Here is a 19548-nt window from a genome sequence, read left to right as displayed (position 1 = left end):
CCCCGACACGGACGACGGGGCCGCGTCGGCGCCCCGTCGTCCGTGTCGGGGCGGTGCGCGCGCGGTGGCGCCGGGCGTTCAGCGTGCCACCACGGCACCGGCTGTGCCCTGTGGAGGACCGCCCTGGCGGGGTGAGGGATTCATCACGTCGGCCCGGCCGGGGTTTCGGCGTGCGCGTCGACGCTGCGCAGCAGAAGGTGACTGCGCGACGTGCAGGATGCGCGCGCTGCACCGGAGGACCGACGATGACGACGACCACGCCCGAACCGGACCAGGCCACCCCCGCGACGGCGGCGATCCCACCGCTGGCGGCCGCCGTCCCGCTGTTCCGCGAGCTCGGCGACCTCAAGCGGCTGCGCGACGCCGCGGGAACGGGTTCCCTGGCCGACCGCGCGTTCCTGCGGTCCTGGCGGCGGCTGCTCGCGGGTCAGGACGCGGAGCGGGTGGCCCGCTCGGAGACCGCCCGCGCGCTGGCGGCCGCACGGCTCGGCGGCGTCGACGCCGGCGTGCTGCGGCTCGCGGGCCTGACGCCCGAGGAGGTCCGCGTCGTGCTGCGGCGCAGCGCCGATGCCGCGCTGGCGTCGTCCGGGGGAACGCTGGGTGAACTCTCCGACGTGCTGGCCGCCCTGGGCCCCGAGCCCGACCCGGCGCTGCCGTCGCCCCCGCCGTTCGCCGTGGCGCTCGTGCACCAGCCGCGCGCGGGCGCGACCCACCCGACGCGTCCCCGCGTCCTCGTGGAACCGCCCGAGAGCCACGGCGACCACTGCTTCGTCACGGCCGTCTACTCCGCGCTCCTCGCGCCGGCGCAGGGCGTCGGCCGCGGCGACGCCTTCCTGGTCGCGCTCGCCCACCACCTGCCGAACGCCGACCTGCCCGACGCGGGTTTCGGGGGTGAGCTCCTCCTCGGCGAGCACCTGCCCGCCGTCCTCGCGACGCTGACCGACCGCTCGCTGGCCCAGCTGCCGAACGCGCTCTCACAGCCGCTGCGGGAACTCCTCCCCCAGCGCGAGACGACGGCGACGCCCATCGGCCGGGTGTTCAACGCGGCCGACGTGCTGGACCGCGTGCTCCAGGTCCACCACCACGCGCGGGCCGCGGCGTTCACCGCCGAGCAGGCGCTCGACGACCTGGACCTCGTGCACCCCGGGCCCGTGCAGGGGTTCCAGCTGCGGGTCCTGAGCGACGCGGGACTCCCCGTCCGGTGACCGGGCCCGTCAGCCCGACGACGTCGACCCGGTGGCCGGTCGTCGACGGCATCCCGTTCCAGCGGTTCGGCCGCGAGGAGCTGGCCGCCGCCGTGCTGGCCGCCCTCGAGGACGGCCGGCCCGAGGAGGCCCGCGCGCTGCTGCTGCGCGACGCCGACGACTGGTGGGACGAGGAGCCCCCCGCGCTGGCGGAGGCGAGCGCCGCGGCGCAGGCCGCCACGCTGTCGCAGGCGGTGCAGCACCTGCGGCTCGGCCGCGTCGGGGACTACCTGCGCTACCGCTGGTCCGACCCGGCCTTCCTCGCGGGGCTCGCGCTGCTGCGGCGGGCCTGGCCCGGCGCGGGCCCCGGGGGCCTGCCCGTGGTGGAGGTCGCGGCCGGCACGGGGGTCCTGCTGCGTGAGCTGGCGCTGCGCGGCGTGGAGCGCCTCACGGGCGTGGACGTCGTGCACGCCAAGCTCTGGCTCGCGCGCCGCTTCGTGCTGGCGGGGATGCCGCCCGCGGCGGACGTCCGCCTCGTCGTCGCGGACGCCGCCCGGCCGTGGCCGCCCGCGCTCGCCCCGCGGCTGCAGGCCGAGGCCGACCGCGTGGTCGTCTGCCACGACGCCTTCTACTTCCTGCCCGACCCCCCGGTGACCGCGGCCCGGCTGCGGGCCCTCGCGGGCACCGGCGGCTGCGTGGTCGTCGGGGCGGTGCCGAACGGCCTGCTCCCGCGCCGGGGCGGTGGGGCGCGGCTCTCGCCGCAGGACCTGCTGGACCTCTTCCCCGGGGCCGTCCTGCACGACGACGCGGAGCTGGCGGCGGAGGTGACGACGGGCACCCCCGCCCCGGCGCGCACCGCGGACGAGCTCACCGCGGCGGTGACCGTGAGCGCCGTCGTCGTAGGCCCCGACTGGCGTGCGCGCAGCGGCGCCCCCGACCTCGGCCTGCCCCTGCCGGGCCGGTCCCTGCGCCCCAACCCGCTCTACGGCGACGACGGCGTGCTGCGCTGGCCCTCGCCGCGCTACGCCGCCGACTACGCCGCGCGCTGCGGCTACCTGCCGCCGCGACTGCCCGCCGCGGCGGACCTGACCGCCGACCCCGTGACGTGGGCGCGACGCCGCGTCCTCCTCGACCTCCCGGAGCACTGGTGACCGACGTACCGCCCTCCCCCGCACCGGCCTCGACCGGCTGGGTGATCGCCGGCGCCGGCTGGGTCGCGCGCGACCACATGGCCCCCGCGCTGGCGGCCTCGCCGACCAGCCGCGTCGTCGCCGTCGTGGACCGCGACCCGGCGGCGGCCCGCGAGCTCGCGGCGCGCTTCGACGGCGCGGTCGCCGGCACGGACCTCGCGGCGGCGTTCCGGACCCCGGGGGCGCAGGTCGCCTACGTCGCCACGCCCAACCACGCGCACCGCGAGGTGGTGGCCGCGGCGGCCGGCGCGCGCCTGGCGGTGCTGTGCGAGAAGCCGCTCGCCGCCACGCTCGCCGACGCGGCCGACCTGGTCGCGGTGTGCGAGGCGGCCGGCGTCCTCGCGGCCACGGCCTTCGACCAGCGCTGGCACCCCGCGCACCGCGCGGCCGCCGACCTCGTCGCCGCCGGCCGCCTGGGCACCGTGACGTCGGTCCGCATCGTCTACGGGTGCTGGCTGCCGCCGGACTGGTCCCCGCCGGGCAGCACGACGGGCGACAACTGGCGCGTGGACCCGGTGCGGGCGGGGGGCGGCGCCTACGTCGACCTCGCGCCCCACGGCCTGGACCTGGTGGGCGCCCTGCTCGGCGAGGACGTCACCTCGGCCACCACCCACCTGCAGCACCGCGTGCACGACTACGCCGTCGACGACGGCTCGGTCCTGGTCGGCAGCACGGGCTCCGGCGTCCTGGTCAGCATCGCGAACTCGTTCAACACCGTCGAGACGCTGCCCCGCCGGCGGCTCGAGGTGGTCGGCACGGCCGGTCAGCTCGTCGCGACGGACACCATGGGGCAGACCGCGGGCGGCCGGCTGGAACTGCTGGACGCCGCGACCGGCACGCCCGCCGAGATCGCCTTCGACACGGGCACCACGCCGTTCGCGGCGCAGGTGCGCGCGGTCGAGCGGGCCCTCGCCGGTGAGGTGCCGTGGCCGTTCCCGCTCGCCCGCGACCTGCGCCTGATGCAGCTGCTGACCGACGCCCTGCCCGCCGTCCCCACCCCGCGACGAAGCGACCTGGAGGTCTCCCCGTGACCGGCCCGAACGACTCCCACGCCATGCGCGACGTCCGCAGCGCGGCCCTGGCGCCCCTGCCCACGCGCGCCCACCGCAGCCACGTCGCTTACTCCTGCACGAACTGCGGCCACTGGCAGCGGTGGTTCCCCACGGCCCCGCCCCCCGCGTGCCCCGTGTGCACCGACGTCCGCAACGAGCTGCCCGAGGGGGGTTTCGCGTTCCGCACCGCCGCCGAGGTGGACGCGCTGGTGACGACGTCGTGGCGCGAGGCCGTGCCGGGCGTGCAGGAGTTCTGGTGCGACCCCGTGGTCGGCCTGGGTTCCCACGGCTGGGTGCTCGACACCGCCGACGGCCTGCTGGCCTTCGAGGCCGCGCCCTGGTACTCCGCGGACGCGCTCGCCGAGCTGCGCCGCCGCGGCGGGCTGCGCGTGCTCGCCTCCAGCCACGTGCACGGGTTCGGCGGCCTGTGGCAGCTGCAGGACGAGCTCGACCCGCCCGTCGTCTCCGTGGGCGTGGCGGACCTGGTCTGGACGAAGGCGTTCCGCGTCACCTGGCCCGCCGACGACCAGCTCGAACTTGCTCCCGGGATCCGGATGCACCGCACGGGAGGGCACTTCCCCGGCCACAGCGTCCTGCACGACGCCGACCGCGGGCTGCTGTTCTGCGGGGACTCCCTCAAGATCGACCTCGCCGAGGACGGCAGCGCGCGGGCGCTCAGCGCGCACAAGGCGTTCCACGCGCAGATCCCGCTCTCGCGCGCCGAGCTGCGGCACATGCGCGAGGTGGTGGGGTCGCTGGAGTTCGAGACGGTGTTCAGCCCCTTCGAGTTCGCGGCCGTCACGACGGCCCACGTCACGGCGCTGATCGACCACATGCTCGCGGCACCGCCGTCGGCGGCGCCCGTGCCGATGGACGTCCTCGCGACACCGCGGACGGTGTTCGCGTGAGCGGCCCGCGGGCCGGCACCCGGCCGCTGGTCACGGCCCACCCGGTCGACGCGGGGAGCGAGCACCCCGTCACGGCCCGGTTCCGCGAGGCCTGCGGGCCGCTGGACCGGTTCGAGTTCCCCACCTACCTGCTGGACACCGTCGGGATCCCCAGCTGGTGGACCATCGCGCGCACGGCCGGCGGCCCCGACCCCGGGCACGGCTACGGGGCGAGCGACGCCGACGCACGGCGCTCCAGCTGGGGCGAGTCCGCGGAGATCGGCCTGCTGCGCCGCACCGTCGCGGGCCTGGAGCACCGTCGCGGGACCTACGCCGAGCTCGTGGCGGGCGAGGGGGCGCGCGCCGTCGTCGACCCGCCGACCGTCTGCCTCGACGCGGGGGCGGCGTACTCCCCCGACACCCCCCTGACCTGGCTCCCGCTGCAGCGCTTCCGCACCGGGGAGCGGGTGTGGGCCCCCGCCGACGTCGTGCTGCGCGACGCCGACGCCCTGCCCGCGGGGTTCTCCGACGACCTCCCGCCCCTCGTGACGCGGATGGGCAACGGCCTCGGTGCGGGCGACACGCTGCACCGCGCGGTCGCCCACGGCCTCGGCGAGCTGCTGCAGCGCGACGGCAACGGCACCCGCTTCCGCGCGCTGGACACGGGCGTCGTCGTCGACCTGGGCCCCGGGGACGCGGCCGTGGCCGACCCCGCGACGCGCGAGGCGCTGGGCCGGTTGCGCGCGGCCGGGGTCGACGTCCGGGTGAAGCTCGCGAACACCGCCCTCGGCATCGTCAACGTGACGGTCGTGGGCGCCGACGACGACCCCCTGCAGCCCGTCATGGTCACCGCGGCCGGGGAGGCCGCGCACCCCGACCGCGAGGTCGCGGTGCGCAAGGCCGTCCTCGAGTTCGCCGCGGCCCGCTCCCGCAAGGCCTTCACCCACGGCTCGCTCGCCGCGGTCGCCGAGATCGCGCCCGCGGGCTACCTCGACGCCTGCGCGGGCGACCCCGCGGCGACGGAAGCCCGTGCGCTGCACGGGATGCTGCACTGGCTGGAGCTCGGCGCCGACGAGCTGCGCGCCCTGCTCGAGCCGGTCGTGCTCGCCGAGCACGGCCGGGTGGACTTCGCGGCGCTGCCGACCTGGTCGGCGCCCGCGGGCACGGACGAGCAGCAGGCGCTGTGCGAGCACCTCGTCGCGACGCTCGAGGCGGAGGGGCTGGACGTCCTCGTGCTCGACTGCTCCGACGCCGCGCACGGTGTCGCCGTCGCGCGCGTGGTCGTGCCCGGGCTGGAGGTCGAGATCATGAGCTACGGCCGGATCGGGGAGCGCGGGACGGCGGACCTGCTCGCCCGCGGCGACGGCCGCACGGGCCTGCACGGCATCGTCGGCCTGGGCGTCCCCGGGGCGCCGGGCGTCCCGGCCACCGCCGCGCCCGTCCACCTCACCGCGGCCGCGACCGAGCGCCTCGGCGGGCCGGCGTGGCTCGACCGCGCCGCCGTCGACCGCGTCGTCGGGGAGCTGTACCCGCTGTACCGGGAACCCGCGCTGCACGCGGCCGCGGTCGCCCGCCAGCGCGGCTGGACCGCCTCGGGAGGAGCGCGATGAGGATCTGCTTCGTCAGCCGCCGGTACTGGCCCGCGGTGTCGGGCATGAGCGTGTACGCCGAGAAGCTCCTCGAGGAGCTCGTGCGCCGGGGCCACGAGGTCGTCCTCGTGTCGCAGTACCGCGGCGACGCCGCCGGCAGCGCCGTCTACGGCGGTGGCCCGCCGCCCGCGGACCGGGTCCCCGCGGGGGTCCGGGCGATCGGCCTCGAGGCGCTCGGCGAGCAGCGCGTCGCGCAGGGGCGGCCCGCGGACTTCGACGCGGACATCGCCGCGATGCGCGACACCGTGCTGCGCCTGCACGCCGAGGAACCCTTCGACCTGCTGCACGCCCAGTACGCCTGGCCGGTCGGCATGGCCGTCCTGGAGGCCGCCGCGGAGCTGGGCCTGCCGTCGGTGGTCAGCGTGCAGGGCGGCGACGGGCACTGGGTCGGCCTGTGCTGCCCCGAGCACTCCACGGGCATCCGCACGGTGCTGGACCGCGCGGACGCCGTCCTCATCGGGTCGCAGTCCTTCGCCGACGAGGTCGTCGAGCACCACGGCACGGACCCGGCGCGCTTCACGCTCCTGGGCGGGGCCACCGACACCACGGCGTTCACGCCCGCCGACGAGGACGACCTCGGCCGAGTCGACGGCGACGGCGACGGCGTCACGACGCTGCTGTTCCACGGCCGCGTCGACCGCCGCAAGGGCGTGCTGGACCTGCTGCACGCGCTGGCGGCCCTGCGCCGCGCGGGCCGCCCCGTGCGGCTCGTCGTCTCGGGCATCGGCCCCGACGTGGCCGCCGTGGCGGAGCTCGTCGCCGAGCTCGGCCTCGACGACGCCGTCGAGCAGCGCGGGTACGTGGCCTACGCCGACGCCCCGGACGTCTACCGCGGCGCGGACGTGTTCGTGTCCCCGACGCAGTCGGAGGGGTTCTCCAACACCATCCTCGAGGCGATGGCCGCGGGCCTGCCGGTCGTGACGACCCGCTCGGTGGGCGTCGTGGATTGCGTGCGGCACCGGGAGAACGGCCTGCTGCACGAGGTCGGGGACGTCGCCGGCCTGGTCGACGCGCTGACGGCCCTGCTCGACGACCCCGCGCTCGGGACCAAGCTGGCCACCCAGGCGCTGCAGGAGGTCCGCGACGTCTGGTCCTGGCCCGCGCTCACGGGGCGCATCGAGGCGGTGTACGCCCGGCTGGCCGGCACCGCCCCGGACGCGTCGTGGCGGGAGCTGCCGCCGCAGCAGCGCCCGACGAGCCGCGGTCGCGGGGTCGAACCCGGCCCGTCGGGCGAGCCCTGCCGCTACCTCGCGGCCCCGCACCTGCTGTGACCCGCCCGTCGGGGCCGGTGCCGGGCGCGCGCACCGTGGCGGCGGTCTCCCCCCACCTGGACGACGCCGCGTTCTCGGCGGGCGGGCTGCTGGCCGGCCTCGCGGCCGCGGGCGCCGACGTCTGCGTCGTCACGGTGTTCACGGCCTCGGTGCCGCACCCCACCGGGTTCGCGCTGGCCTGCCAGCTCGACAAGGGCCTCGACGCCGACGTCGACTACCTGGCCCTGCGGCGCGCCGAGGACGTCGCGGCCACCGCGGCGCTCGGCGTGCGGCACCGCCACCTCGACCTGCGGGAGGCGCCGCACCGCGGCTACGGGGACGCGGCGGCCCTGTTCGGGCCCGTCGTGGCGGCCGACGACGTCACGCCCCCGGCCGTCGCCGCGCTCGTCGCGGCGGCCCTGGCCGAGGAGTTCCCCACCGGGCTGGACCTCGTGCTGGGGCCGCAGGCGCTCGGCGACCACGTCGACCACCGCCACGTGCGGGACGCGCTGCCCGCCGTCGCGGAACGGGTCGGTGCGCTCCGGTCGTCGTGGGCGGACACGCCGTACCTGCTGCGCGACGGGGCCGCGTCCCCGCAGGGTGGCCCCCGCGCCCCCTCGCCCGCGGAGCTGTCGGCGAAGGTCGAGGCGTGCGCGGCCTACGCGACGCAGGTGGGGTTCCAGTTCTCGGGGACCGGGGCGATGGCGGCCGCGCTGCGCTCCACGCCGGAGTTCTTCACCACCGCTCGCGCCTGAACCGCGCCGGCCGGTGGATCCCCCGGCCCGGGTCCGCCGGGGCCGTCAGGCGCTGCGGCGCAGGTGTTCCCGCACCGCGGTCTCGGCCGTGGAGCGGTCGAGCTCGACGCCGCTGCGGCGCAGGGCGCGCAGCCCGGGTGAGTCTTCCGCCGCGAGCAGCCCGAGCAGGAGGTGCTCGGTGCCGAGCTCCCGGTCGCCGAGCGCCTGGGCGGCCCGCAGGGCGTTCTCGAGCACGCGCCTGGCGGGTGCGGTGAAGGGCAGGTGCTCGAGGCCGAACAGCCGGGTCAGCCGGCCGCGTCGCCGCGGCGACGGCCGGTCGAGGGCACCGGGCCCGAAGGTCGCCTCGGCGCGGCGGCGCACCTCGTCCAGGTCGATCCCCAGGGCGGCGAGCGCCTCGGCCGGGTCGTCCCCGCGCGCGACCGCGTCGCGCAGCCGGACCGGGTCGGTGCCCGCCCCGCGCAGCACCGCCGAGGCCACCCCCTCGGTCCGCACGAGGGCCAGGAGCAGGTGCTGGTCGCCGATCTCGGGATGACCGAGCTCGCGGGCGACCGCCTGGGCGGACACCACCACCTCGCGGGCCGGGGTCGTGAAGCGTTCGAACACGGGAACTCCTCGTCGTCGTCGGGGTCGGGATCGGCTCAGGCTCGGGCGGAGTGCTTGCGGTGCACCGTCTGCTTGGAGACCCCGAGGGCGCCGGCGATGGCGGCCCAGGACCAGCCGAGCGCGCGCGCCCGGTCGACCTGCAGGTCCTCGAGGCGTTCGAGCAGCTGCCGCAGCGCGGCCACCGCCCGCAGGCCGACGGCGGGGTCGGGGTCGGTGCCGGCGGAGAGGAGGTCGTCCGGTGCGGTCATGCGTCAGCATGTGCTGACGGCGGGCCGTTGTCAACCTCTGCTGACGACGGCGGGCGCCGTCACTCCGGGAAGCGCGCGAGCCCCGCCAGCACGTCCGCCCGCTCCCCCGCGACGCACACCCGGACCCAGCCCTCGCCGCGCGCGCCGAACGCCGTCCCGGGGGCGACGGCCACCCGGCGGGTCAGCAGGAACTCCGCGCACCACGCCTCGACGTCCCCACCGCTGGCGTGCGCGACGTCGACCCACAGGTAGAACGCACCCTGTGGCCGGTGGAAGCGGATCCCCTTCGCCCGCAGCAGTTCGCACGCCGCCTCGAGGGTGCCGCGGTAGTGCTCGCGGGCGTCGTCGACGACGCCCTGGTCACCGTCGAGGGCCGCGAGCGCCGCCAGTTGCGCCGGTGCGTTGACGCAGCTGACCACGGCCTCCTGCGCGCTGCGCAGCATCGGTGCCCAGGCCGCCGGGGCCACGAGCCAGCCGACGCGGGCTCCGGTCAGCGCGTAGGTCTTGGAGAACGAGAACACCGACAGCACCCGGCCGTCGGGGTCGAGGGTCGCGGTGCTGACGTGCGGGACGCCGTAGGTGAAGCGCTCGTAGACCTCGTCGCTGACGACCCAGAGGTCGTGGCGCGCCGCGAAGGTCACGAGGTCGCGCAGGACCGCGGCGGGGTGCACGACGCCGAGGGGGTTCGACGGGGAGTTGACCAGCAGCACCCGGGTGCGCGGCGTGATCGCCCGTTCCAGGTCCGCGAGGTCCGGCTGGAAACCCGTCGCGGGGTCCAGCCGGTACGGGACGGGCACGGCCCCGACGTGGCGCGCCGCCATCGAGAAGTTCGTGTACCCCGGGTCCGGGACGAGGACCTCCTCGCCCGCGTCCAGGGTCAGCGAGAGCGCCTGGTGCAGCGCCTGCATGCCGCCCGCCGTGACCCACACCTGGTCCGGGTCGACCTCGAGGGCGTTGTCGCGCAGCAGCTTCCGGGCGATCGCCGCCCGCAGCCCGGGGATGCCGCCGTTGGCGGTGTAGCGCGTGACGTCGTCCTCCCACGCCCGCGCGCCCGCGGCGAGGACGTGCGGCGCGACCGCCAGGCCGGGCTCACCGACGTGCAGGTGGACGACGTCGTCCAGCCCGGCGGCGAGCTCGAAGATGCGGCGGATGCCCGACGAGGGGATGGCCAGGGCGTGGGGCGCGATGCGGGGCACGTGCCGATGCTGCCACCCCCCGCCGGAGGACGACGTCCGCCCGTGGCCCCACCGGGGCCACGGGCGCGCGTCACGACGACCTCGGGCGCAGGTCAGCGTGCGGGTCGGCTCACGCCGGGGGCATCAGGACCGCGTCGACGAGGTACACGGTCGCGTTCGACGTCTGCACGTTGCCGCAGATGACCTTCGTCGAACCGTTGACGGTCATGGCGTCGGCGGTGCCGCCGATCTCCACCGAGGCGCCCTGCACGGTCGGCACGCTCTTGGCCGCCAGCAGCATCGCCGGGTCCATCCGGCCCTGGACGACGTGGTACGTCAGGACCGAGGTCAGCGTGTCCGTCCCCTCGGGAGTCTTCAGCGTCGCGACCGTCTCGGGCGGCAGCGCCGCGAACGCGCTGTCCACGGGAGCGAAGACCGTGAACTCGCCCCCGTTCAGGGTGTCGACGAGGTTGACCTGCGGGTTGAGCTGCCCGGACACCGCCGCCACCAGCGTCGTCAGCAGCGGGTTGTTCGACGCCGCGGTCGTCACGTTCGCCTCGGCCATGCCCTCCACCGAACCGGCGCCCGTGGGCACCTGCGCGACGTACCCGGCGCAGCCCGCGCCGACCGGGGTGGTGTCGGCCATCGCGCTCGAGCTCGAGGACGACGTCGAGGACGTACTGCTGGAACTGGCGCTCGACGAGCTCGTCGTGGCTTCTGCGCCCGCGTCGTCGGAGCTGCCGCACGCGGTGGCGCCCAGACCGAGGACCGCCACGAGGGCGAGGAGGGAGGACGTGCGGCGTCGGGTCGAAGTCATCATCAGGAGAACCCCTCGAAGTGTGTGTCGCCGTCGGGATCGACGGTGAGCCGGCCTCTCACCCTGGTTCGGCGCCGACACCGCCGCGGGCTGGTACTCGTCGACGAACACGCCACCCCGCGGAGGACGCGGGCCGAGCACTCCTGGGAACGTTACCGAAACGTTGCTTGGAGTAATGTGCCGATGACGCATCGTAACAGCTCACCCCACGGTGAAGAACTTGCTGGGCCAGCCGGAAGAACCGTCCGGAATGGGTTTCACGACGTCCTGGGTCTGCACGGCACCGTCGCCGTCGGTGGCCCGGGCCCGCACGGTGTGGTTGCCCGGGGCGGCGCCCTCGAAGGCGTGCGACCACTGCACCCAGGTGTCGGCGTCGACCGTGGACGACAGCCGCGCCTCGACCCAGTCGCCGCCGTCGATCGAGACCTCCACCTTGCTGATGCCCCGCGTCTGCGCCCAGGCGACGCCCGCGACCGGAACGGTCTGCCCGGCGGCCACCTTGGCGAAGGAGGCGGGCACGTCGATCCGGCTGGCGGTCTTGACGGGGGCCTGCTCGGCCCACCCGCGGTCGGTCCAGTACGCGGTCTGCCGGTCGAAGCGGGTGACCTCGATCTCGGTGATCCACTTGCAGGCCGAGACGTACCCGTACAGGCCCGGCACGATCATCCGCGCCGGGAAGCCGTGGACGTCGGTGAGGGGCTCACCGTTCATCGCCACCGCGATCATCGACGAACGCCCGTCCGTCGCGGCGGCCACGGGGGTGGAGATGGTGAACCCGTCGACGGACCGCGACAGCAGCATGTCGGCGTCCGGCTGCAGGCCGGCCCGGCGCAGCAGCGTCGTCAGCGGGACGCCGAGCCAGCGGGCGTTGCCGACCAGGTTGCCGCCGACCTCGTTGGAGACGCAGGTCATCGTCATCCACCGCTCGACGAGGTCCTCGGCGAGGAGGTCGTCGAAGGTGACCGTGACCTCGCGCTCGACCATCCCGTGGATGCGCAGCGTCCACGACGCGACGTCGACCTGCGGGACCGACAGGGCCGTGTCGACCCGGTAGAACGACGACGCGCTGGTGACGTAGGGGGTGATGTCGGCGACCGCGTCGATCCCCGGGGGCAGCGCCGGAGCCGGGGACGCCGGCGCGGGCAGGACGATCGTCGCGCGCGTCGCGGCCACGGAGTTCGACCGGTTGACCGCCGCGCCCGCCCCCGCGGTCACGGCGGCGGCGCCCGCGACGGCGCCGAACAGCACCGACCGCCGCGACAGCGGCCCCGTCGCCCTCGGCGGCGTGCCACGCACGGCGCGGACCAGGACGACCAGCGCGATCGCTCCCGCCACCGTCCCGACCGTCGACGGCAGCCAGCTGACCGCCGTGGCGTCCGGGCGGTTGGTCGTGGCGCCCACGGCCGCCGCCCCGAGCAGCCCGACGAGCACCAGCCCGGCCCGCAGCGAACGCAGGGCCACGAGCCCGATGACGACGAAGAAGAGCACCAGCGTGGCGTAGAGGCTGCCCAGCAGCACGGCCTTGTCGGCCTGACCGAACTGCCGGATGGCCCACTCCTTCAGCCACTCGGGGGTCCGCGCGATGAACTCCTGGCCCACGCCGAGCACCGGGTCGGCCGAGCGGGTGGTCGACGACGCCAGCAGCGCACCGACGCCGAGCGTCAGCCCGCCGCTGAGCAGTCCGGCCAGCACGGCGAGGACCCGTCGGGGACGGGGGCGTGGCGGCGGGCCCTGGATCCGGACGTCCTCGTCGACCTGACCGTGCACGGCGTGGCCCCCTCCTGCTCCAGGCGACGGCGAGGTGCCCTCGACCGGCCGAGGCGCCGCGCGGGCGACAGCGCGGCCGTGAAGCCGCCGCTGGCGTCAGCCCACCGCACCGGGGCGGGTCGAGACGTCGGCTGGAGAGACCGGCGGTAGGTCCACCGTACTACTACTCTGTGCTGTTGTCCGACTACTGACCGTTGTCGGCGACTGACCGGCTCGGCGCCACGCTCAGGCGGCGACGCCGGCCATCGCCTCGGCGAGCAGGACGACCGAGCGCAGCCGCGCCTCGGTGCTGCGCGCCTGGTGCGCGACGATGAGCTCGTCGGCGTCGGCGAACCGGCGGAACTCCTCGAGCTGCTGCCGCACCTGCGGCGGCGTGCCGACGGCGGCGTGGGCCAGCATCTGGCGCACGTGCTGGCCGGCCGCGGAACCCATGAGGAGGTCGACCTCGGGCTCGGTGAAGGTGCGGCCGCGACCGAACAGCGAGGTCGCGAACGAGCGCAGGACGTTCTCGTAGGCGTCGTGCGCCTGCTCGGTGGTGTCGGCGGCCACGACGTTGACCCCGGCGATGACGTGCGGGCGCTCGAGCTGCTCGGAGGGGCGGAACTCGCTGCGGTAGGCGGCGACCGCCGCGCCCAGCGACTGCGGCGCGAAGTGCGACGCGAAGGCGTAGGGCAGGCCGAGGGCCGCCGCGAGGCGGGCCCCGAAGGTCGAGGAACCCAGGACGTAGAGCGGGACGCGCGAGCCCGCACCCGGCACGGCCGTGACGCCCGGCACGCGCGACCGCCCCGCGAGGTAGGCGCGCAGCTCCTGGACGTCCTCCGGGAACGACGCGGAGGCGGCCGGGTCGCGCCGCAGGGCGTGCGTGGTGGCCTCGTCGGAGCCGGGCGCGCGGCCGAGGCCCAGGTCGATGCGGCCCGGGTACATCGCCTCGAGCGTGCCGAACTGCTCGGCGACGGTCAGCGGCGAGTGGTTCGGCAGCATCACGCCGCCGGAGCCGAGCCGGATCGAGCGCGTCCGCGCCCCCACGTGCGCGATGACGACGGCCGGCGCCGACGAGGCGATCGTCGCCATGTTGTGGTGCTCGGCGTACCAGACCCGCTGGTAGCCGTGCTCCTCGGCGGTCTGCGCGAGCGCCACGCTCGCCGCGATGCTCTGGCCCGCCGACTCCCCGGGGGCGATGGGGGCGAGGTCCAGGATCGACAGCGGCAGGGACATTCGGGCGACCTCTTCCGGGTGCTGCGCGGGACGGCGTGCGCCGGGGCCGTGCCGACCCCGGTGGGGGCGACAACCGCCGCCGGGCCGCGGCTGTTCCGGCGGCGGCCGACCCACCCCGGGCGCCGGCTCACAGCCGCGGGTCGACGGGCTCCGACTCCAGCGCCAGCACCGCGACCACGCACTCGTGCACGCGCCACAGGGGTTCCGACCGCGCGGCCCGCGCGAGGCCCTCGAGCCCCAGCGCGTACTCGCGCAGCGCCAGCGACCGCTTGCGCCCGAGGGTGCGCTCGCGCAGCCGCACGAGGTTGCCGGGCTCGAGGTAGTCGGGCCCGTAGACGAGCCGCAGGTACTCCCGGCCCCGCACCTTCAGCGCGGGCTGGACGAGGCCGCGCGGCGTGCGCACGCGGCCCGCCGCGGGCTTGACGACCATGCCCTCGCCCCCGGCCCCGGTCGCCTCGAGCCACCAGCGCGTGGCGGCCTGCGTGGAGTCCGGGTCCGTCGTGTCGACCAGGAGCCGCCGGGTCGTGCGCAGGCGTTCCGGCGCCACCCGCACCAGCCGGTCGGCGACGTCGAGGTGCCACGCGTGCGGCTGGTCCGCGAACGTCCGGCCGTCCCCCGCGAGCACGGCGAACGGCGCGAGGTGCACGCCGTCCAGCCCCTGCGTCGGCCACACGTAGCGCCGGTACGCGGCGGTGAACGCGGCCGAGTTCGCTGCGCGGGACCGGCTGCGCTGCAACAGGTCGTCGACGTCGGCCCCGCGAGCGGCCGCACGTTCGAGGACGTCCACCGCGAAGGGCGCCGACGCGCCGGCCGCCGCGCCGACGCTCGCGTACTGCTCCCGCAGCAGGGGCATCGCCTTCGCGCTCCACGGCAGCAGCTCGGCGTCCAGCAGCAGCCACCGCGTCGACAGCTCGCCGAAGAGACCCGCGGCCTCGACGGCGCCGCGCAGCTCGGCGAGCAGGGTCTGCGTGCGCTCGGCGTCGAAGAAGCTGCGGCCCGTGCGCGTCCAGACGGCCCCCAGCTCCCCGCCCGTGGCGCCGAAGCGCGCCCGCGCGGCCTCCTCGTCCGCGCAGACCAGCACGAGGGCCCGCGACCCCATGTGCTTCTCCTCGCACAGCACCCCGGACACCCCCTCGGCGCGGAACGCGGTGAACGCCTCGTCCGGGTGCTCCAGGAAGTCCGGGTGCGCCGACGTCGCGACGGGCGCCGTGGTCGGTGGCAGGTGCAGCAGCCAGCGCGGGTCGACCGCGAAGCGGCTCACCACCTCCAGCGCCGCCGCGGCGTTCTCCTCCCGCACCGTGATGCGCCCGTGGTCGGCCGTCTCCACGACGCGACGGCCCAGCACGTCGTCGACGTCGAGCACGTCGGGGTCGCGCACCGCGGCCGGCCCGGCCGCCGTCCCGCCGTCGACCCGTGTGCCACCCAGCGCCTCGTTCGCGGGGAACGTCCGGGCCGGCGCGTGGTGCACGCGCAGCGCCGGGACGGACACCACCTCCCGCTCGGGGTGGCGCAGGGCCGTGAGGTTCCCCCCGAAGACGCAACCGGTGTCCACGCAGAGCGTGCCGTTGACCCACTCCGGCACGGGGACCGGCGTGTGCCCGTACACGACCGTCGCCCTGCCCCGGTACTCCTGCGCCCACGCGTGACGCACGGGGAGCCCGAACTCGTCGCTCTCCCCCGTCGTCTGCCCGTAGAGGCAGACGTCGCGGACGCGCGCCGAGGCGCGGCCGTGGAACCGCTCGGGCAGGCCGGCGTGGGCGACGACCAGGCGGCCGCCGTCCAGCACGTAGTGCGACACCAGGCCGTCGAGGAACTCCTCGACCTCGGCCCGGAACTGCGGAGGCTCCGCCGCCAGCTGCGCCAGCGACTCCGCCAGCCCGTGCGTCACCTGGACGTCGCGCCCCCGCAGGGCCCGCAGCAGCTTCGCCTCGTGGTTGCCGGGCACGCACAGCGCGGCGCCCGAGGCGACCATGCCGCGCACCAGGCGCAGCACGCCCGGGGTGTCGGGCCCGCGGTCGACGAGGTCGCCCACGAACACCGCGCGCCGGCCCTCGGGGGCGACGGCGTCCACGGGCCGCCCGCCGTCGTCGCGCCGCAGCCCGTAGCCGAGGCGGGTCAGCAACGACTCCAGCTCCTCGCGGCAGCCGTGCACGTCGCCGACGACGTCGAACCCGCCGCTCAGGTGCCGCAGGTCGTTGTGCAGCCGCGTCCGCACGACGGTCGCGGCGTCGACCTCCTCGACCCCGCTCAGCACGTGCACGGTCCGGAACCCCTCGCGCCGCAGCCCCTTCAGGCTGCGGCGCAGGTCGGCACGCTGGCGACGCAGGACGTGGGGACCGAACTGCCGGTTCCCGCGCGCGAGGTTGCGCTGCGCGCACACGGCCTCGGGCACGTCGAGCACGACGGCCACGGGCAGCACGTCGTGCTCGCGCGCCAGCTGCACGAGGGAGCGGCGCGAGGAGGCCTGCACGTTCGTCGCGTCGACGACGGTCAGGCGGCCGCCCGCGAGCCGGCGCCCCGCGATGAACTCCAGCACCGCGAAGGCGTCCGCCGTCGCGGACTGGTCGTCCTCGTCGTCCGCGACGAGACCGCGGCACGTGTCGCTGGAGAGCACCTCGGTCGCGGCGAAGTGCCGGCGCGCGAACGTGGACTTGCCGGCCCCGGTCGTCCCGACGAGGACGACGAGGCTGAGCGCCGGGACCGCGAGCTCGCGCGCGGGGGACGGGGTGGTGGCGGTGGGCACGCTCACGCCGGGACCTCCGTGGTCGCAGTGCGGGTGAAGACGGCGAGCTGACTGGGCGGACCGACCTCGGGGTCGTCCGGGCCGACGCCTCCCACGCGCACGGCGTAGCCGTGGGTGCCGCCCACCTCCTGCGCCCAGGCGAGGAACTCCGCGCGGGTGAACTCGAAGCGGTGGTCGGGGTGGCGCAGCCCGTCCGCCGTCAGCGTGGCGTAGCGCACGTTGTGCTCGACGTTCGGGGTCGTGACCACCACGGTCGCGGGGGCGTGCTCGGCGAACACCACGCGCTCCAGCGCCTGCAGCCGCGGTCGGTCCACGTGCTCGACGACCTCGACGAGGACGGCTGCGTCGAGCCCCCGGAGCCGGCGGTCGCGGTAGGTCAGCGACGACTGGAAGACCTGCAACCGGCGGCGCCGGTGCTCGGGCATGCCGTCGAGCCGGAGGACGCGGGCCAGCGCCTGCAGGGCGCGCACCGAGACGTCGGTGGCCACGACCTCGGTGAACCGCTCCTCCGCCAGCAGGGCCGCGACGAGCCGGCCCTCGCCGCAGCCGAGGTCGGCCACGCGCGAGGCGCCAGCGGCGCGCAGCTCGGCCAGGACGGCGACCCGCCGCTGCTCCGCGAGGGTCACGGGCGCGTCCGACGGGGCGGCGCCGTCGGGCTGCCCGTCCTGAGAGAGCTCGTCGGCGAGGACGACGGCGGAACGGTCGTCGGTGGGCCCGTCGTCGGCGGGCCCGTCGTCGGCGAGGCGCGAGAGGGCGTCGTCGGTGAGCGAGCGCAGGTGTGCCAGGTAGCGCCGCACGACGAGGTCCTTCTCCGGGTGCGTCGCGAGCCAGCCCTGCCCCGAGCGGACCAGCTTGTCGACCTCGTCGGGGCTGACCCAGTAGTGCTTGGTGTCGTCGAGCACGGGCAGGAGCACGTACAGGTGGCGCAGGGCATCGCTCAGCCGGACGGTGCCCGTCAGGGTCACGTCGAGGTAGCGCGAGGCCCCCCACGCGGGCAGCGTGTCGTCCAGCGGCACCTCCCGGGCCCCGACGTCCCAGCCCAGGGGTTCCAGCAGACGCCGCAGCAGGTCGGCACCGCCACGGCACGGGACGGCCGGCAGCCGCAGCTGCAGCGGCAGGGCGGCGGCGGCGAGCTCCGGCCGGGAGGCGCAGCGCCCGGCCATGGCCGAGCCGAACACGCGGGAGAGAGCGACCGCGAAGAGGCTGGAGACGGCGTAGGGCCGGTCGTTGACGTGCTGGCCGAGGCTCGCAGCCTCAGGTGCCCCGGTGCGCGCGCGCCCGCGCGCCAGGGCCACGGGGTCGACCTCCAGCAGCAGTGCGGCGGTGCAGCGCTCGGGCGAGACCTCGGGGTAGAAGACGTGCGCGGCCCCGACCGGCAGGTCGAAGCGCTGCACGCGCGCAGGGTGCTTGTGGAGCAGGAAGCCGAGGTCGTCCGCCGGGGCGCCGTCCGGGAGCCCGCTCGCGGTGAGGGTGAGGATCACCTCGCCAGCTGACCACGCGGCGGGGACGCGGCGCAGCCGACTTCCGGGCGAGGGCCGCCGCCCGCTGTCCCGCGCCACCCGGAGGGCGGTCGGGGCCCGCTCAGCCGAGGACCTCCCGCAGGCGCTCGAGGAGGGCGCTCACCGTGCCCACCGACGCGTAGACGAGCTCGCCGTCGAACTCGTGCACCTGACCCGCCAGGACGGCGGGCAGGGTCGCCCACAGCGGCTGCCGGGCCAGGTCGTCCAGGGCGCCGCGGTCGCGGTCGAGCGACGTCTCGGACGGGTAGACCGGGACGAGCAGGACGTCGGCGTCCAGCAGCGAGACCTGCTCGAAGGACAGCGCCGTCCGCTCGCCCTCGCGCACCACCAGGGGATGCAGCGTGAGGCCGAGCTCCTGCTCGAGCAGCCGGCTGACCTGGGCGTCCGCGTCGGCGACCACGAGGCCGTCGGGCTGGACGAACACCGAGGCCGCCGTGCGGCCGCGCCAGCGGTCCCCGACCTGGGCCCGGACGTCCGCGGCGCGGGCCTCGACCGCGGCGACGGCCCGGGCGGCGGCGTCCTCGCGGCCCACGGCCGCGGCGACCGTGCGGAGGTTCTCCCGCCAGTCCTGCGTGCCGTAGGAGAGCGTCGGGGCCAGCTCGCTGAGCCGGTCGTAGGCCTGCCGGTCCTCGGGGGACAGCACGCTGTCCAGGACGAGGTCCGGTGCGAGGGCGGCGATCTCCTCCCAGTTCGGCTCGAACCCGCCCGTGATGCGGGTGACGCCCGCCAGCTGGTCCGCCTGGTACCGCGCGAAGGGCTGCGCCGCCGTCCCCCGCGCCCCCGGAGCGGCGACGAGCGGGAGCTCCAGGGCCAGGGCCGCGTCGGTGTCGGTGGGGTACATCGTCAGCACGCGCCGCGGGTCGCGCGGCACCGCGACGGGACCGTGGGCGCCGGTGACCGTGGTCGTCGCCCCGGCCGCAGCCCCCGCGCCGGCCGCGCCGGCCTGCGCCTCGCCCCCGCTGCAGGCCGGGACGAGCAGGGCGGGGCCGCCCAGGGCGCCGCCGAGCAGGGCGCGACGGCCGAGCGGGACGGCGCCACGGGTCGCGGGGGCGGGGGTGGACGGGCAGGACGGCACGACGGCTCCTCGGGTAGGTGAGGCACACCTAAGCACACGAGGGCCGTTCCCGGCCAGCACCGCCCCGGGACGACAGAAGGCCCGGACCGTGGAGGTCCGGGCCTTCGTCTCACCGAGTAGCGGGGGCAGGATTTGAACCTGCGACCTCTGGGTTATGAGCCCAGCGAGCTACCGAGCTGCTCCACCCCGCGTCGCACCGCAGACGTTACGCGAGGACGGCGTGCAGGCCAAATCGCGGTGCTCCGCGGTGGACGGGGAGTCGACCGGGGCCGCTCACCGGCGCGGTCCGCAGACGACAGAAGGCCCGGACCGTGGAGGTCCGGGCCTTCGTCTCACCGAGTAGCGGGGGCAGGATTTGAACCTGCGACCTCTGGGTTATGAGCCCAGCGAGCTACCGAGCTGCTCCACCCCGCGTCGC

At 76.3% G+C, this 19548-nt stretch carries 16 protein-coding genes and 2 tRNA genes; 7 read left to right on the top strand and 11 right to left on the bottom strand.

Annotated features, from left to right (window positions below; genetic code table 11):
- The first annotated feature begins 245 nt into the window (after nucleotides 1-245).
- Genes GTR02_RS08600 through GTR02_RS08570 form a run of 7 tightly spaced genes read left to right on the top strand, consistent with a single transcriptional unit; the run spans nucleotide 246 to nucleotide 7967 of the window.
- Complete coding sequence (locus GTR02_RS08600; protein WP_205708877.1) at nucleotides 246-1205, top strand: HD domain-containing protein; 960 nt, start codon at nucleotides 246-248, stop codon at nucleotides 1203-1205.
- Nucleotides 1202-2335, top strand: a complete 1134-nt coding sequence (locus GTR02_RS08595; RefSeq protein ID WP_166607069.1) for a class I SAM-dependent methyltransferase — start codon at nucleotides 1202-1204, stop codon at nucleotides 2333-2335. Before GTR02_RS08600 ends, GTR02_RS08595 begins: the two co-directional genes overlap by 4 nt.
- A complete protein-coding gene (locus GTR02_RS08590) occupies nucleotides 2332-3405 on the top strand; it encodes a Gfo/Idh/MocA family protein (protein WP_338073684.1) in 1074 nt (357 codons plus the stop codon). The genes GTR02_RS08595 and GTR02_RS08590 overlap by 4 nt, the downstream gene beginning before the upstream one ends.
- Nucleotides 3402-4334 (top strand): MBL fold metallo-hydrolase, encoded by a 933-nt coding sequence (locus GTR02_RS08585; protein ID WP_338073683.1) that lies wholly within the window; start codon nucleotides 3402-3404, stop codon nucleotides 4332-4334. Before GTR02_RS08590 ends, GTR02_RS08585 begins: the two co-directional genes overlap by 4 nt.
- The gene (locus tag GTR02_RS08580) at nucleotides 4331-5923 is read left to right on the top strand and encodes a YcaO-like family protein (protein ID WP_166607068.1); all 1593 of its coding nucleotides are present in this window, start codon (nucleotides 4331-4333) and stop codon (nucleotides 5921-5923) included. The genes GTR02_RS08585 and GTR02_RS08580 overlap by 4 nt, the downstream gene beginning before the upstream one ends.
- Complete coding sequence (locus tag GTR02_RS08575; protein WP_166607067.1) at nucleotides 5920-7233, top strand: glycosyltransferase family 4 protein; 1314 nt, start codon at nucleotides 5920-5922, stop codon at nucleotides 7231-7233. The genes GTR02_RS08580 and GTR02_RS08575 overlap by 4 nt, the downstream gene beginning before the upstream one ends.
- Nucleotides 7230-7967 (top strand): PIG-L deacetylase family protein, encoded by a 738-nt coding sequence (locus tag GTR02_RS08570; protein WP_338073682.1) that lies wholly within the window; start codon nucleotides 7230-7232, stop codon nucleotides 7965-7967. The genes GTR02_RS08575 and GTR02_RS08570 overlap by 4 nt, the downstream gene beginning before the upstream one ends.
- Nucleotides 7968-8012: 45 nt before the next feature.
- Here GTR02_RS08570 and GTR02_RS08565 read toward each other — a convergent pair whose 3' ends face one another.
- From GTR02_RS08565 to GTR02_RS08515, 11 genes are all read right to left on the bottom strand, one after another.
- Nucleotides 8013-8570, bottom strand: a complete 558-nt coding sequence (locus GTR02_RS08565; protein WP_166607066.1) for a Clp protease N-terminal domain-containing protein — start codon at nucleotides 8568-8570, stop codon at nucleotides 8013-8015.
- A gap of 35 nt (nucleotides 8571-8605) precedes the next feature.
- Entirely contained in the window at nucleotides 8606-8818 is a 213-nt protein-coding gene (locus GTR02_RS08560; protein ID WP_166607065.1) for a helix-turn-helix domain-containing protein, read from the bottom strand.
- Between the two features lie 59 nt (nucleotides 8819-8877).
- The gene (locus tag GTR02_RS08555; protein WP_166607064.1) at nucleotides 8878-10014 is read right to left on the bottom strand and encodes an aminotransferase class I/II-fold pyridoxal phosphate-dependent enzyme; all 1137 of its coding nucleotides are present in this window, start codon (nucleotides 10012-10014) and stop codon (nucleotides 8878-8880) included.
- Nucleotides 10015-10123: 109 nt separating this feature from the next.
- Nucleotides 10124-10810, bottom strand: coding sequence for a fasciclin domain-containing protein (locus GTR02_RS08550; RefSeq protein WP_166607063.1), 687 nt, complete (start codon nucleotides 10808-10810; stop codon nucleotides 10124-10126).
- A gap of 201 nt (nucleotides 10811-11011) precedes the next feature.
- Nucleotides 11012-12577 carry a molybdopterin-dependent oxidoreductase gene (locus tag GTR02_RS24330; protein WP_205708875.1) on the bottom strand — a complete coding sequence of 522 codons (1566 nt, stop codon included), beginning with the start codon at nucleotides 12575-12577 and terminating at the stop codon, nucleotides 11012-11014.
- A gap of 225 nt (nucleotides 12578-12802) precedes the next feature.
- Nucleotides 12803-13792 (bottom strand): LLM class flavin-dependent oxidoreductase, encoded by a 990-nt coding sequence (locus tag GTR02_RS08540; RefSeq protein ID WP_166607062.1) that lies wholly within the window; start codon nucleotides 13790-13792, stop codon nucleotides 12803-12805.
- Nucleotides 13793-13919: 127 nt separating this feature from the next.
- Nucleotides 13920-16541 (bottom strand): polynucleotide kinase-phosphatase, encoded by a 2622-nt coding sequence (locus tag GTR02_RS08535; protein ID WP_166607061.1) that lies wholly within the window; start codon nucleotides 16539-16541, stop codon nucleotides 13920-13922.
- Complete coding sequence (locus tag GTR02_RS08530) at nucleotides 16538-18016, bottom strand: 3' terminal RNA ribose 2'-O-methyltransferase Hen1 (RefSeq protein ID WP_166607060.1); 1479 nt, start codon at nucleotides 18014-18016, stop codon at nucleotides 16538-16540. Before GTR02_RS08530 ends, GTR02_RS08535 begins: the two co-directional genes overlap by 4 nt.
- A 100-nt stretch (nucleotides 18017-18116) precedes the next feature.
- The gene (locus GTR02_RS08525; RefSeq protein WP_166607059.1) at nucleotides 18117-19130 is read right to left on the bottom strand and encodes an ABC transporter substrate-binding protein; all 1014 of its coding nucleotides are present in this window, start codon (nucleotides 19128-19130) and stop codon (nucleotides 18117-18119) included.
- Between the two features lie 117 nt (nucleotides 19131-19247).
- A tRNA-Met gene (locus GTR02_RS08520) sits at nucleotides 19248-19321 on the bottom strand.
- Between the two features lie 149 nt (nucleotides 19322-19470).
- Nucleotides 19471-19544 (bottom strand) — tRNA-Met (locus tag GTR02_RS08515).
- Between the last annotated feature and the right edge of the window lie 4 nt (nucleotides 19545-19548).

The sequence above is a fragment of the Kineococcus siccus genome, assembly GCF_009906795.1.
In the GTDB taxonomy this organism is placed as follows: Bacteria; Actinomycetota; Actinomycetes; order Actinomycetales; family Kineococcaceae; genus Kineococcus; species Kineococcus siccus.
This window is presented reverse-complemented; position numbering and strand designations above follow the sequence as displayed.

Coding starts and splice junctions, on each gene's coding strand:
- GTR02_RS08540 (WP_166607062.1), bottom strand. CDS start 13,792: ATGTCCCTGCCGCTGTCGATCCTGGACCTCGCCCCCATCGCCCCCGGG.
- GTR02_RS08600 (WP_205708877.1), top strand. CDS start 246: ATGACGACGACCACGCCCGAACCGGACCAGGCCACCCCCGCGACGGCG.
- GTR02_RS08550 (WP_166607063.1), bottom strand. CDS start 10,810: ATGACTTCGACCCGACGCCGCACGTCCTCCCTCCTCGCCCTCGTGGCG.
- GTR02_RS08575 (WP_166607067.1), top strand. CDS start 5,920: ATGAGGATCTGCTTCGTCAGCCGCCGGTACTGGCCCGCGGTGTCGGGC.
- GTR02_RS08560 (WP_166607065.1), bottom strand. CDS start 8,818: ATGACCGCACCGGACGACCTCCTCTCCGCCGGCACCGACCCCGACCCC.